Origin of the sequence: Fictibacillus sp. Mic-4 (genome assembly GCF_049843615.1) — a bacterium.
In the GTDB taxonomy this organism is placed as follows: domain Bacteria; phylum Bacillota; class Bacilli; order Bacillales; family Fictibacillaceae; genus Fictibacillus_A; species Fictibacillus_A gelatini.
Window position 1 is genome coordinate 42,564 of record NZ_JBBHZM010000015.1, and the last position, 14,836, is coordinate 57,399.

Consider the following 14,836-nt stretch of genomic DNA (forward strand, 5'->3'; position numbering starts at 1 on the left):
TAATTACTCTATTTTTTTGCAAGTATATTTACTATATTTAAAATTTCATCTTTCAGCTTATTTATTTGAATATGTGCATGCATTTAGATAGAACAGTTAAAAGCTTAAGCGTGGCCATACAACAGCCACGCTTAGTTGTTTCTCAGGCAAGGTACTCATAGGCCATTATGGCAAATTCCAACGCCTGTCGTTTCTCCGGTTCCATAAAATCTTTTCCAAGCAATTCTTCAAGCTTTTTTATTCGGTGGTATAAAGTTTGCCGCACGATAAACAAGCTCGTCGCGGTTTCTTGCTTAGAGCCATTGCAGGCAAGGTATGCCTTTAACGTCTCCATTAAGTTCGAATTGTTTTTTTTATCATTCTCTATAATCGGTTGCAAGTAATCCGAAATCATTTCCTCAAGCTCGCTTGCAGGCAACCTCGCAATGACCCGGTACATATGCAAATCTTCATAAAGAACCCCCACTCTGTCTTTCCCCATTTTCTTTTGGACTTGAATGGTTTCTCCTGCCGTTTGATAACTGATGTGAAATTCGCTCAGCCGCTTTATCCGTTTTCCGACCCCGATAAAAAGAAGTGGAACCTTTTTATTGTTTTTCACTTGCGCAAGCCCCGATTCCAGCCTTTTCTTGTATGTTTTTTCTTCCCGTTGGTCAATCATTAAAAAAATGAGTTCATTTCGTTTGGAGAATGTAAAAAGAAAAAACCCATGCTGTTCAAAAATGGATCGGAACAAAATTTGAAAATATGTATACTGCATTGGATCAGAAAATTCCCCGAGCTGGCAAATAGATACGGCTCCCCCGCTGTTCGTTAGCTTGACCCCCACTTCCGAAATATAGCGCTTAATTTCTTCATCGGAATGCCTTCCTTCGAGCCAATCTTGAATCCAGCACGTTTCTTTTGCCCTTCTTTTTTCTTCGACAAATAACTCCCGCAATAGTTCATTTGCTAAAGCCGTTGCGCTACGGTCGATAAACAATGCATCCGATTCACTGACATCAGCCGATTTTGAAACGATGATCAGTTCCGCAAATTGGTGGTCAAACGCCTGAATGGGCTGTTTGATGATTCGCTGGCAATCCGCCGGAACATCCTGAATGAGCCGGACCGTTTCTTCTTTTTCACTTTCGCTTAGTTCCGGAACAAAGCGGAATTTTTCGTTGCATTTATAGATCACTTGCATGCCTAGCGTTGCATGAAGCAATTGTAAAATGTTTGTTTGCGCGTTCGGCCCAAGAAGAAACTGATTCAATTTTTGCGAATAACTTTCAAGTTCCGTCACCATCTTATAATGCTGCTCCATCATATAAGAGTGCAAATCATGCGTAATATCAATAAAACGGACTTCTTCATAAAACACGATAAGGGGAAAATCATGGGTGTCGGCAAGGCTTTTGATTTCCTCGGGAATCACAGAAAGATAAGTCCCCAATTCAATGCACAAGGCTGATACGTTATGGTCGATCAATTGCTGCAAAAAGGTGTAAAAGTCTTTTTTGTTCTCTTTCCAAGCAACACCTGTTGTTAAAATTAGTTCTTGTCCATTTAAGAGTTTTCCGATGTGGGTGACTTCCATAACGTGAGCCCATTTGACAATACGGTTTAACCCTTTTTTTCCGGCGATCACTTTCGCTTTTTGAAACGTATTTCTCTTGAGACAATCGTTCACGGTTAATTTCAAATGAAGAACCACGCGGCCGGCACCTCTATCCCGTCATTCATTTTATGATAATTTACAATACTTTTATTTTACTATAATTTGTTGTCCGAAATCTATGCGCGACTCTTTATAAAAGCTCATTTGCCATATATAGCGCGCTTTTTCGATTTTCAAGGTATTTCATCGGCTGTTCTTCTCTTATTTTATAAACATCAGATAGATGAATAGAAGTTACGATAAGCTCTTCGTTATTTCCTGCTTTTTGTGAACAACCCACCACTCTTGTTACATTTTGAAAAGGGAGACTTCTTTCAAAACATGTTAAAAGTATAGAAAAAATCCGTCCAAACTAAACAGGGACGGATTTTTTATTTTATTTAGCGAAAGACTACTGTTTTATTTCCATGTACCAGCACTTTGTCATGCAGGTGCCACTGTACCGCCCGGGCGAGCACCATCCGCTCAACGTCCCGTCCGACCCGCTTTAAGTCCTGGATTTCATGGCGGTGGTCGACCCGCTCGACATCTTGTTCGATGATCGGACCTTGATCCAATTCTTCCGTTACATAATGGGCGGTTGCGCCAATAATCTTAACGCCCCGCTCATACGCCTGGTTATACGGCTTTCCTCCTACGAATGCCGGAAGAAAAGAATGGTGGATATTGATGATTTGATTTTTATACTGGTCAATCATGCTTTTCGGGATAATTTGCATATATCGTGCCAGAATAATGGTGTCAACGTCCGCTTTTTCTAGCAATTCCAGATGTTTGACCGCTGACTCTTCGCGGTTGTCTTTCGTTGTCGGCACGTGATAATACGGAATTTCAAAAGGAGCGACAATCGTTTCCATATCAGGATGGTTGCTGATGACCATCTTAATGTCCGCCGCCATCTCCCCGATCTGCCAGCGCCATAGTAAATCTTGCAGGCAGTGGTCTTCCTTAGAGACAAAGATCGCCACCTTCTTCTTTTCATCAGCGCTTGTGATTCGCCAATCCATTGTAAACTCGTTTGCCACTTCCGCAAATTGTTCCCGCAATGCTTCTATCTTGCTCTCCAGACCATCAAGCTGAAATTCGATCCGCATAAAAAAAAGGCCGCCTTCTGGATCAGTTGTATGTTGATCCGAGTGGACAATATTCGCTCCTTGCTCGGACAAAAATTGTGAGACAGCTGCAACAATGCCGGGACGATCGTTGCAAGAAACTAATAACCTTCCTACCATAAACTTTCTCTCCTATCCATTGCCGGAATACAATCCCTTCGATTGTTCCCCGGGAAAAAACATATGTTTATCCAATGGAAACAGTATATACAAGTATGCCCGTTATAGCAACAATAAAATGCAATTGGTAAAACCTACTTTAATATCACAAATAGATTCATCTCATTTTAGATTAAATATACTAGACTATTATCCTTGAGAGACAAACATACATTTTAGAAGAATTAAATGATTATCCAGTTCCTTCTAAATAAGGGTGAATATAATTATAGGGGATAGGACATGTAGGGTTAGATGTCTCTATGTCCTATTCCATTTGATTATGAAGGGAGAATATAAATGACTTTCAGTGTCGGCATAGCAATCGTTGTTTTTTTGATGACTATGTTAGTCATTTTTTGGAGGCCGGGCGGTTTAAATGAAGCATGGCCGGCATCCATTGGAGCAGGAATTATATTGCTGACAGGTCTTGTAACACATAAAGATATTACGGACATTATCAGTAAAATCGGCGGGGCATCCATCACGATTATGGCGACCATCGTCATGGCCGTTATATTGGAAAGCTTTGGTTTTTTCCACTGGGCGGCAGCGCGGCTGGCAAGTATGTCAAAAGGTTCAGGCTATCGTCTATACTGGTACATCCAGTTGCTTTGCTTTTTGATGACCCTTTTATTTAATAATGATGGCAGCATCTTGATTACAACTCCGATTTTAATTTTACTCCTCAAAAATCTTCAATTAAAGCCGCATCAACAAATCCCATATCTTTTAACAGGGGCACTTACCGCTACAGCTTCGAGCGCTCCCATCGGGGTAAGCAATATCGTTAACTTAATCGCATTAAAGATCGTCCACATGACGCTATATATGCATACGGCAATGATGTTCATACCAGCATCGCTAGGATTGTTGTTCATGTCCTGGTTGATGTACGTTATGGTGAAAAAGAAACTGCCGAAAAAGCTGCCAAATTCAGCGTTTGACATTGAGCATATATTCTTTACGAAAAACTTCCATCCGCTAAAAGGGCAAATTTCAGTGGAAACGAAGCGGCAACGCACCAAATTCATGTTGAAAATCTTGCTGTTTGTTTTCATCATGCGCTGTTCCCTCTTTGTTGCTTCTTTTCTATCCATTCCAATTGAGTTTGTCGCAGTGCTCGGATCAATTGTTTTGCTTATGTGGAGATGGTACCACTTACGAATCAACCCTATTGATATTGTAAAAAAGACGCCGTGGCACATTTTGATTTTCGCTTTCTCCATGTATGTTATTATTTACGGCCTTCACAACGCAGGCTTAACAACGCTCCTTTTAGAAGTATGCGAGCCAATCGTCAAGCAGGGATTATTTCAAGCAAGCTTTATCATGGGCGGATTAGTCTCCGTTTTATCTAACTTTTTTAATAATCATCCGGCCTTATTGATCGGAACCCTTACATTGACGGAAATGCACCTGAATCTCATTACGCTAAAAACAATGTATCTCGCAAGCATTATCGGAAGCGATATCGGGTCATTGCTGCTGCCCATCGGGACGCTTGCCTCGTTAATGTGGATGTTCATCTTAAGAAAAAACAATATTAAAGTGAAATGGAAAGATTATTTGAACATATCGCTTATTGTCATTCCGTTAACCGTATTTGTCACATTGTTTTTGTTGTATAACTGGATCCAAATCGTCTTCTCTTAAAAGAAGAACTTTCTTTTTGATGAAACCTTTGCACGAAATATGGTGACGAGTCGATGCCCTATTTTTCATTTGATGGTAAAATTCTGCCGGAATAAAAAAGAGCCTTTCGTCCAAAGACGAAAGACTCTTGAAAGATTTCCCAAACGGGAGGATTTTTAAACAATTTATACTTTTATTATATTGTACGACAAATCATATGGTGATTTTGAAAATAGAAAATGGTAAGTTTTTTAAAATTATTGAAAAGAGGGTTATTTATGAGCAATGCCAAAAATGAATATGAGCACTTAAAAGGAAAGATTCTCGAAATTGAAGTCTCAGGGAAAAACTTCATCATCGGAAAATTGCTGGACTACGGCCCCGACATTTTTGTCATCCACAACGGAAAAGACTTTTTATATGTGCCATCGATTCATTTACAACGAATACAAGTTGCGGATGAAATAGCCGAGTCGTCAAGCGGTGTTGACTTTCAGCATTTAGCGATTGATTATTCTGAAGACTCTCCTATTTCTTTAAGGAAAATATTAATGAATGCCAAAGGACAATTTGTCCAGGTGTATGTAACCGGAAATAAATCCATCCACGGTTATGTGACAAACATCATGAATGATTATTTTGTATTTTATTCCCCCATTTATAAAACGACGTTTATTTCACTACAACATTTAAAATGGCTCATTCCTTACCGCGAAAACCACACACCCTATTCATTAAATGATGAAATGCTGCCTGTCCGGCCAGCTACCGTCCCTTTATCACGAACATTTGAAGAGCAATGCAAAAGGATGCAAAATAACCTGGTTGTTTTTGATTTAGGAGAGAATACAAAGAAAATAGGGCTTCTAAAAGATGTAGTAAACAACAAAATAAAACTGGTCAGCGCGGGAGGAGAAACCGTTTACTGGAACTTGCAACATTTGAAAACCCTTCATACGCCTTAAGCTTTTATGTAAAAGATCGGAATCGGCAATTCGCCGATTCCTGTTTTGTTTTGGCATTTTTTTAGAGATTGGCTGATAAATTTTTGAAAGTGGCTGATATTTAACAAAAAGCGGCTGATAAATATCTTAAAGTGGCTGATATCCAAACACAAAAAGTTGAAATCGGTTCTTTATATATCCAGTCGGATCCGGTTTCCTGAAGGATCCTCGGTCAGGCAACTACCATTTTCCTCTTCTACAGGAGCTCCTATCGCCTCTAACCGTTCAATTGCACCTGCCCTTGCCTCTAGAGAGGGGTAAACAAGGTTAAAGCATTTCAATCCAACGCTGTTTTCCAATGGCGCGGGAGCCCCAACCCCGTTCCATGTATTAAGCCCGATGTGATGATGGTAACTCCCGGTTGATATAAAGAGCGCATGGCTGCCATATCTGCTTACGACGTTAAAGCCAAGAGCTTTGCAATAAAATTCTTCCGCTTTCGATAAATCGGAAACGTGCAAATGAATGTGACCCATTATTGTGCCGGCAGGAAGCCCTTTCCATTCTCCTATCCCTTCAGAAAGAAGGTTTTCCGCATTCAGCGGTTCGGTCGCCATAATGACTTCGCTATTTTTCCAGTTCCATTTGGAAGAAGGCCGATCCGCGTAAATCTCAATCCCGTTCCCATCCGGGTCAGCCAAATAAATCGCTTCACTTACAAGATGGTCCGACGCTCCTTGAAGGGGATAACCGGTATTAATTAAATGGTTCAATGCATTGGCTAAATCAGAACGTTCGGGCAAAAGCAGGGCAAAATGATAAAGCCCCGTTGTGCGTGGCTGTTTTGGAATTACATTCTCCGGTTGTTCAATTGTCAAGAGCGCTGTTTTGCCGTCGGTTGTCAACACAGCTTTTCTTTCCGCTTGTTGAAGTACTTTAAAGCCGATTACTTTTTGATAAAATGCAAGTGACCGTTCTAAATTGGCCACTTTTAAATAAACTTGCCCCACAAATGTATTTGGTGCTCGATGAAAGTTCATTCTATTCCTCCTGCTAAACTTGGTGGCAATCGGCGGCCCTTATATGATATTTTCTTATCATTTACGCCAATCACCTGATTTATTTAATTTCCCCAACACGAACATTATTGTTAGTTAGTTACTTTATGTAAGTTATTTTATTTTTGTTATTATAATTTGTCAAGCACCTGCAAACTAAAAAAGAGATCATTTTCTAAGAATGATCTCTACATCTCTATCGTTTAAAACCGGCCCCGTGAGTTTCTTAAAACCAGCCCTGCGATAAAGACGATAATGATGGCGCCTAATAAAGCGGGAACAATGTGAAAACCTTCTATGACTGGCCCAATTGGCCCTAAGACTTCTGAGCCGAGCCATGCACCAAGGAAACCGGCGATAATATTTCCGAGAATTCCTCCTGGCATATCACGCCCGATCAGAATGCTCCCGAGCCAACCAATAATGCCCCCGACAATAATCATCCAAATCAATTCCATAAGTGCCCTCTCCCCTCTTTTAAGTGATCAAATGGTACTCGAAGTTCCCCTATATTCTTATTTCTTTAGTCTATTCACTCATGAGGAGTTCCGTTATAGCTCCACTCAAAATTACTTTCGCAAAGAGAGAGGTGCCGACTCCATTTTAAAAGCCGATTGCGTATCGAAACAATCGGCTTTTGCCATGGTCTAGTAAACAACCATCCGGTATGGGTTCTCTAAATACATCTTAATGGTCGATAAAAATTCGCTTGCAGGCGCTCCATCTATTGCACGATGGTCGAACGTCAAACTAAGGGGCAGTGAATGGCAAGGCTTCAATTCTTGGCCGACGTAAGCTGGTGCAGTCGTAATCGTCCCGACTCCAAGAATTCCGACCTCTGGGGGATTTAACACTGGCGTAAAGAATTCGACGCCATAAGCCCCCAATGTTGTAATCGTAAACGTTGATCCCTCCATTTCATCTCTGCTTAAAGTTTGTGATCTTGCTTTTTCGCTGAGTTGGCGTATTTTCTCTGAAAGTCGGCCAATGGGTAATTCCTCAGCGTTCATAACGACAGGAACGACAAGTCCTCCGTCTATGGCAACCGCTATTCCGAGATGAACGCCTTCATATGTGTAAATTCGATTATCTTTATATAAACTGTTCATGCGCTCATGTTTCTGAAGTGCCAAAATGGCAGCCCTTGCAACAAAGTCAGTTACGGTTAATTTCACCCGTTCCCCGGCTTCTTGCATGGAAGCTCTCATTTTTTTTTGCAAATCAAGTAATTCTGTAACATCGGCCCGCATTTGAATCGTCAATTGGGCGCTCTCCTTGAGACTGTCAAACATTCTTTTTGCAATAACCTTTCTCATCCCCGCTACAGGATGGATGGTAACTCCATTCTTCCACGTTTCTTGCCTCTCTTGATCTATATTTTTTATAGTTTGATTGTCTTCTTCTTTATTTCTTTCCTTGCTGTCCCTTATTTTTATGGCCCTCTCAATATCAGATCTCGTCACCCTTCCCTGCGGCCCCGTGCCTGTTATATCCTTAACATCTATGCCAGAGGCTCTCGCAAGTTTCCGGGCTGCGGGCGAAATGCGCGGCTTCACATGAAGATCAGGCAACTTTCGTTCGATTTTCGGTATGCTTTCAACGGCTGAAGCGGTTTCTTGCGCGCCAGGACTTGTTTCCCCCGTATCGATTGTTTCGCCAATCTGCCCGATAAAGCCGATCGCCTTGCCGACTTCCACTGTTTCGTCTTGTTCAGCGGAAATTTCCAGCAATATGCCATCATCCGGGGCTTCAATGTCCTTTTCAATTTTTTCGGAACTGATGACGACGACCGTCTCTCCTTTTGTTACCGATTCTCCTTTCTTTTTCACCCATTCGACAATCGTCCCTTCTTCCATGCTCATTCCGAGTTTTGGCATAATGATTTCAGTTGGCATGACGCCACACTCCCCCTTTCGATCTTTAAATCAGTAACTTTTTTTCTAATCTCCATCAAACAGCAACAATTGTTTCATCGCCAATGATTTCAGCAACCGCTTGCAAGACTTTTTCAGGCGTGGGCAAATAGAGATCTTCTAAAACGGGGGAAAATGGTACCGGGCAATGTGGGCCGGTAATCATTTTGATCGGAGCATCTAAATTATCAAATCCCTTATCCGCCACAAGCGCTGAAATATCGGTTGCCGCGCTGCACCTTGGGGTCGCTTCATCAATGACGATAAGCCTGTTCGTTTTCGCAACGGACGTCAATATGGTTTCCTCGTCAAGTGGCGACAAGCTTCTTGGATCGATCACTTCCGCTTCGATCCCTTTTTTCGTCAGCATTTCAGCTGCTTTAAGCGCCGTATGGACTTGTTTTCCTATAGCGACAATAGTGAGATCGGTTCCTTTCCTTTTCACATCCGCTTTTCCGATCGGTATCGAATAAAATCCGTCCTCCACTTCCCCTTTTACGTTATAAAGCGTTTTATCTTCGAAAAAGATGACCGGGTCGTCATCAAAAACTGCTGAAAGTAAAAGCCCCTTGGCGTCAGCCGGTGTTGACGGGACGACGACTTTCAGCCCGGGAATATGGGTGAAAAGGGCATATAAGCTTTGTGAATGTTGCGCCGCCGCACGAAAGCCTGCTCCGTGCATCGTCCGGATGGTCAAAGGGACTTTCGCCTTTCCCCCGAACATGTAGCGAAGCTTTGCCGCCTGGTTCATTACCTCATCAAGACAGCTGCCAATGAAATCATTGAACATTAGCTCGGCAATTGGCCGCAGTCCGGTTGCCGCCGCTGTTACAGAAGCTCCAATATATCCCGCCTCCGCAATCGGAGTGTCAATGACCCGCTCCCTTCCAAATTGTTGGACAAGCCCTTTCGTGACCCCCATGACCCCGCCCCATGCTTCGTCATCCTGCAAATGATCGACGGCGGCGCCTCCTGCCACATCTTCGCCCATTAAAATGACATTCTCATCACGTTGCATCGCAAGCTTCATCGCTTCATTAACAGCCTGGGAAAACGATAGTTTTCTAGTCATCTTTATACCTCCGGATTATTGATAAGTGACATAAACATCCGTCAATAGTTCCTTTTCATCTGGATAAGGGCTTTTCTCGGCAAATTCGACAGCATTCTCGACAGCCGTCTCGACTTTTTCCTCAATATCATTGAGTTCTCGCTCTGACAATAGCCGCATAGAGAGAATGTTCTCTTTAAATCGGGAGATCGCATCCAAGTCGTTAAGATGCTTTTCTTTTTCTTGCGAGGACTTATACGTCTGGGCATCTCCTTCAAAATGGCCGTAATTCCGAAATGTCTTACATTCAATCAATGTGGGGCCTCTTCCGTTTCGCGCCCGTTCGATGGCATGTTCTGCCGCTTCAAAAACAGCGATTGCGTCTTTTCCGTCAACGGCAACGCCAGGGATGTTGTAGGCGGCCGCCCTGTCGGATATGTTGGTGCAACTGGAAGCGTATGTGAACGGGGTCGCTTCAGCGAAGCCATTGTTTTCCGCAACAAAAATAACGGGGAGATTCCAGATGGCGGCTAAATTTATCCCTTCATGGAACGTCCCATGGTTGTTTGCCCCATCGCCAAAAAAACAAACAGCTACCGCTTCGGATTTTTTTATTTTGGCCGTTAATGCGGCCCCCACGGCTAGCGGAAATCCCCCGCCGACAATGCCATTGGCTCCAAGCATTCCTTTTTCGACATCGGCAATATGCATCGATCCCCCTTTGCCTTTGCATAACCCTGTAGCCTTTCCGTAAATTTCCGCCATCATTCCATCGAGATCGCATCCTTTGGCTATACAATGCCCGTGGCCGCGGTGCGTGCTCGTAATGTAATCTTTACCGTTCAAATGAGCGCATATGCCAACGGCTACCGCTTCTTCACCGGCATAAAGGTGGACAAATCCAGGAAGAACGCCTTTACTGAAAATGTCATGAACTTTGTCTTCAAATCGGCGAATTTCACACATTTTCTCGTACATCCATTTCGCTTTTTCGCGCGTAAGGCTTTTTAATTCCGATCGAACCACCGTCATCCTTTCTCCTCCATTCATTATAAAATTTAAGGGTAAAGCACCCTCTCATTCATCGAAAATGCAAAATTCATGCCAAAAAAGAAAACGGTTACAATAACCGTTTTCTCAAAGATCCGCTTTATTTTTCACTTTGAAATGTGAGACGAAATGAGACATCGTTCCAATTTGTCTCATTTTTTCTCATTTGCCCGAAAACTCCCCCTTAAAGGTGATATTTCTTCATTTTCCTGTAAAACGTGCTTCTTGCCATTTGTAGTTTTGATGCGGCGAGCGAAACGTTCCCTCTCGTTTTTTCCAGGGCGTCTATCATTCTCTTTTTTTCCATTCGCTCACGATAAGAAAGACCCATTTCTGCTAGAGATGAAGCCTCATTATTTTGAATCGGGTCAGCCGCAATCATTTCTTCGATGGAAAAATGACGAGGCAAATCATTGCCATAATGGATCCTGAGCCGTTCCATAAAGTTGAAGAGTTCACGCACATTTCCCGGCCAGCCATATTCCATCATCCGGTCCATCACCTCTTTTGGCAATGCTGCCAGCCAATTATTTTTCTCGCAATAATAGTGAATAAAGGAAGGAAGATCTTCTTTTCGTTCTCGTAGCGGGGGGATATGGATCGGGTAAACAAAAATTCTGTAAAAAAGGTCTTCGCGAAATGTGCCCTTTCTAACCAGTTCCCGCAAGTCGCGATGCGTTGCCGTAATAACTCGCACATCAAGTGGAACAGGATCCGTCCCTCCGATTGGAACTATTTGCTTTTCTTGTAGCACCCTGAGCAGCGCTACTTGCATTTCATGGGGAATTTCGCCGATTTCATCAAGGAAAAGCGTGCCGCCATTCGCTTGCTCAAATTTCCCTTTATGCCCTGAGCGTTTCGCGCCAGTAAATGATCCGGGCATAAAGCCGAACAATTCGCTCGCCATCAATTCTTTTGGAATCGCTCCACAATTGACCGCAATGAAAGGTCCTTCTTTCCTGGAACTGTTCAGATGAATGGAGCGGGCCATCACTTCCTTGCCAGTCCCGGTCTCTCCCCAAATATGGATGGCCGCGTCCGTTTTTGCGGCCCGTTCCGCATTTTTCAAGACCCTTTCAAACTCTTTACTTGTTCCTCTTACGCCGTCAAAATGGAACGAGGAAGAGAAATTCCAGCTTTTTGTTGTCGGATGGTTGTTTTCCAAATGGATGCGATAGCCGATCAATTCGTGATGAGCGCTGGAGTAGACGGGAATCCTTTCTTGAATGTGATAGCCATATAACGCGATATCCCGCAATTGTAACCCGTGCCAAAGAGAAAAGGTTTCATGAAGGCAACGGTTCATCCAGACCACTTGTTCTTTTGGGTTGCAGAAGAGGATCGGAACATGAAGGTTTGCGACATTCGGTATTTGCTCTAACAATTCGAGTTCGTCTTCTTTCGCTTGTCTTTGCAGTTGCTGCTCGATTGCATAGGAAGCAGCGACGACCATTGCGAGGATATGTTCGTGAATGTAGTGATCGATTGGATAGGACACATCAAGGACGCCGGCCAGTCCTTCTTCAACAAGAATGGGGGCTGAGGAACAAACCCACTGTTGGGATGCAATCGAAAAGTGCTCCGTTCCCATTACCGTGATCGGCTCTTTTATTCGTAACGCCGTGCCGATGGCATTAGTGCCCACCTCATCTTCGGTCCATTTGACGCCTTCGTGGAAATTGATCGATTCCGCTAATTTTACCGCTTGTTCATGGCCGTTGGCATATAGCACATATCCTTCGGGGTCGACAAGCAGAAACATTGATTTTGTTCCGTTAAAGAACGTTTCTAATTTTTTTATGAATGGAAGGGCTGCTTTCAGAAGCTTTTGATTCTCTGTTTTTCTTTTCAATAATGATTCTTTCGAAAGAATCTTTTCACCTTTTCCATTATAAGGGTTTACTCCAGCATGACGGCAAAGGTGCCAGGACTCTGCAATTCTCTTATTGATTCTCGATTCATCAAGCGAGCCTTCCCGGACAAAACGTTTCCAGACCTCTTTCCTCAATGGGCTTGCAATATCCATTTCCTTCACCTCGACAAAGGTTTATAGAACTCTGTGAATGTATTCTATGAAGCCGTTTAATTTCCTTTCGTACAGCATTGATTTTTGTTCAAAGCCAAACTTGCCGCTGCACAAGTTGCCTTCTCCATTTTCATTAGCGTTCCGCCCCCTATTGGAAGAAGCTTTTTTTAATACGGCATAAAAAATAGGCGGAGGATAAACCCCGCCTATTTCCGCTAAAGTTGCGAAATTTCGCCGCATTCGTTTACGCTAATTCTCACTATACATTCCAAAATTTGCTTGCGGTTAACCGCTCTTCTTCTCTTGTCATGCTTCGCGTTGCCAAACTAGCAAAAATGTAAGCGGCGAACGATAAAACAATCGGAACAACAACGGTATGCATCCCTAAAAGATTAGGAGAAAACCGGTCAAGACAAATATAAGAAATGACGCCAACAACCATCGAGCTTACCGCCCCGTAGGCATTTCCTTTTTTCCAGTAAAGCCCCAATACAATGGGCCAAATAAAAGCGGCTTCCAGACCTCCGAAAGAGAATAAGTTCAACCATATTAAAAAATCGGGCGGATGGATGGAAGCAAAAAATACAAGAATACCGATTACTGCGGTTACCCCTAAACTCATGTTCCTCACTTTTGCCTCGGATGCATGTTTATCCATATAATTTATATATACATCCTTGACGAGGGCGGAACTCACCAACAGCAACAGCGCGTTCACTGTTGACATAACGGCCGCAATGGGAGCGGCAAGGACAATACCGGCAAGCCATGAAGGCAGGACTTTCATTGTAATAAGCGGCATGACCGTATCCCCCACTTTAATTCCCGGCATGACGGCCCTTGCAAAAACGCCTGTTAAATGCATCCCTAGCATGATGAAACCGACGACGACCGTTCCAATAATCATCGCCATATGCATCGCTTTCGAGTTTTTATAAGACATCGCCCGGACCGAAATTTGCGGCAATCCAACGACCCCGACTCCGACCAATATCCAAAAAGAGGAGATATACAACGGCGTTAATGAATGATCGGCGCCGAATGGCGATATGAGATCGGGGTTTTCAGCCGCCAGGTCTTTCATAATATTGGAAACGCCACCCCCGGCAATAATCGTTCCAACTAATATGATGAGCGTCCCGATAAACATAACCATTCCCTGGATCGTATCTGTAAGAGCGACTGCCCGAAATCCTCCGATAACGACAAAAACTAGGACGGATACCGAAAAGATGAAAAGCGCAGTCGGATAAGAAACGCCCATAAATGACTCAAGCAAACGACCTCCGCCAACCCATTGGGCAGCCATCGACGAAAAAAGAAAAATGACAATGCTGATCGACGATAAAATGACGACCCATTTGCTGCTATACCGCTCTTTCAAGAAATCATTCAATGTGACCGCGTTAATTTTCCTGGCTATGATCGCAAACTTTTTTCCTAATACCGCTAATGTAAAATAGCCAGTCACAAGTTGTGACATTGAAAGCAATACCCAGGCAAGGCCTGTATTATAAGCGATTCCAGGTCCCCCAATAAAACTTGACGCGCTTCCATAAGTGGCGACCATCGTCATCGCGAGTACGAATCCGCCAAGATTGCGCCCCCCTAAAAAATACTCTTGAAGAAATTCGGGTCCTTGTTTCACATATTTTGAAGCATAAAACCCGACAAGAAAGATGACCGCGAGAAAAAACAGTAAAGGAATCACGACTTCCCAATTCATTGTTTGCCCCCCTTACCGCTTTCCTTCTCAAACGGCACGTCCGAAAAGAAAAACTTTACCATTATATAAACGGCGATGGAAAATACGATAAATCCTACTATACAGCTATAAAAAAACCATGCAGGAAGCCCGAGAATATAATCATACTCTTTTACCGGTTTTCCACCAAAGCCGTATGCAAAACCGTACCACCAAATAAAATTGAGAATGGCCAGCCCAATTCCCATCAGCGCTTCTCGGTTCGATATTTTATACCTTGGATCCATCCGGTCTGTTTCCTTCGACCTTTTCATCATTATCACCCATTCTTCATTAATCCTTCTTTTCGTGAAAATTATACATGTTTTCAACCGTCCTTAAAATGATGGATACTTTACCTTATAGCTGTCGCAACTAATAAATCCGCCGATCCAGGTTTAGCCATTCAAGTAAAGGAGCTGACGAAAGTTGCATACGGGCGTTTCCTGTACGAGCTGCAGCTTATTGTCTGAACGGAGTTATT

At 43.1% G+C, this 14,836-nt stretch carries 13 protein-coding genes; 2 read left to right on the forward strand and 11 right to left on the reverse strand.

What is annotated here, in order from left to right; translation table 11 throughout:
• Positions 1-142: 142 nt before the first annotated feature.
• The 3 genes from WD019_RS11480 to purU form a co-directional block, all read right to left on the reverse strand.
• Positions 143-1,696 carry a PucR family transcriptional regulator gene (locus WD019_RS11480; RefSeq protein WP_425711569.1) on the reverse strand — a complete coding sequence of 518 codons (1,554 nt, stop codon included), beginning with the start codon at positions 1,694-1,696 and terminating at the stop codon, positions 143-145.
• A gap of 94 nt (positions 1,697-1,790) precedes the next feature.
• The gene (locus WD019_RS11485; RefSeq protein ID WP_425711570.1) at positions 1,791-1,940 is read right to left on the reverse strand and encodes a hypothetical protein; all 150 of its coding nucleotides are present in this window, start codon (positions 1,938-1,940) and stop codon (positions 1,791-1,793) included.
• 100 nt (positions 1,941-2,040) lie between these two features.
• The gene (gene purU / locus WD019_RS11490; protein WP_425711571.1) at positions 2,041-2,892 is read right to left on the reverse strand and encodes a formyltetrahydrofolate deformylase; all 852 of its coding nucleotides are present in this window, start codon (positions 2,890-2,892) and stop codon (positions 2,041-2,043) included.
• Positions 2,893-3,231: 339 nt separating this feature from the next.
• On the opposite strand from purU, the gene WD019_RS11495 reads away from it, so the two are divergent.
• Together WD019_RS11495 and WD019_RS11500 are read left to right on the forward strand one after the other, a co-directional pair.
• Positions 3,232-4,587 (forward strand): arsenic transporter, encoded by a 1,356-nt coding sequence (locus WD019_RS11495; RefSeq protein ID WP_425711572.1) that lies wholly within the window; start codon positions 3,232-3,234, stop codon positions 4,585-4,587.
• Positions 4,588-4,844: 257 nt separating this feature from the next.
• Complete coding sequence (locus WD019_RS11500) at positions 4,845-5,531, forward strand: DUF2642 domain-containing protein (protein ID WP_425711573.1); 687 nt, start codon at positions 4,845-4,847, stop codon at positions 5,529-5,531.
• A 170-nt stretch (positions 5,532-5,701) separates the two neighbouring features.
• Here the strand turns inward: WD019_RS11500 and WD019_RS11505 are convergent, their stop codons facing one another.
• The 8 genes from WD019_RS11505 to WD019_RS11540 form a co-directional block, all read right to left on the reverse strand.
• Positions 5,702-6,550 (reverse strand): VOC family protein, encoded by an 849-nt coding sequence (locus tag WD019_RS11505; protein WP_425711574.1) that lies wholly within the window; start codon positions 6,548-6,550, stop codon positions 5,702-5,704.
• 221 nt (positions 6,551-6,771) lie between these two features.
• Positions 6,772-7,026, reverse strand: a complete 255-nt coding sequence (locus WD019_RS11510) for a GlsB/YeaQ/YmgE family stress response membrane protein (RefSeq protein ID WP_026677978.1) — start codon at positions 7,024-7,026, stop codon at positions 6,772-6,774.
• Positions 7,027-7,215: 189 nt separating this feature from the next.
• Entirely contained in the window at positions 7,216-8,463 is a 1,248-nt protein-coding gene (locus WD019_RS11515) for a dihydrolipoamide acetyltransferase family protein (RefSeq protein ID WP_425711575.1), read from the reverse strand.
• A gap of 55 nt (positions 8,464-8,518) precedes the next feature.
• On the reverse strand, positions 8,519-9,553 hold the full coding sequence (locus tag WD019_RS11520) for an alpha-ketoacid dehydrogenase subunit beta (RefSeq protein ID WP_026677980.1): 1,035 nt from the start codon (positions 9,551-9,553) through the stop codon (positions 8,519-8,521).
• A 15-nt stretch (positions 9,554-9,568) separates the two neighbouring features.
• Entirely contained in the window at positions 9,569-10,564 is a 996-nt protein-coding gene (locus tag WD019_RS11525) for a thiamine pyrophosphate-dependent dehydrogenase E1 component subunit alpha (RefSeq protein ID WP_425711576.1), read from the reverse strand.
• A gap of 202 nt (positions 10,565-10,766) precedes the next feature.
• Positions 10,767-12,608, reverse strand: coding sequence for a sigma-54-dependent Fis family transcriptional regulator (locus WD019_RS11530; protein ID WP_425711577.1), 1,842 nt, complete (start codon positions 12,606-12,608; stop codon positions 10,767-10,769).
• Positions 12,609-12,867: 259 nt separating this feature from the next.
• Positions 12,868-14,334 carry a sodium/pantothenate symporter gene (gene panF / locus WD019_RS11535; protein WP_425711578.1) on the reverse strand — a complete coding sequence of 489 codons (1,467 nt, stop codon included), beginning with the start codon at positions 14,332-14,334 and terminating at the stop codon, positions 12,868-12,870.
• Complete coding sequence (locus tag WD019_RS11540) at positions 14,331-14,627, reverse strand: YhdT family protein (protein WP_425711604.1); 297 nt, start codon at positions 14,625-14,627, stop codon at positions 14,331-14,333. Before WD019_RS11540 ends, panF begins: the two co-directional genes overlap by 4 nt.
• Positions 14,628-14,836 lie beyond the last annotated feature (209 nt).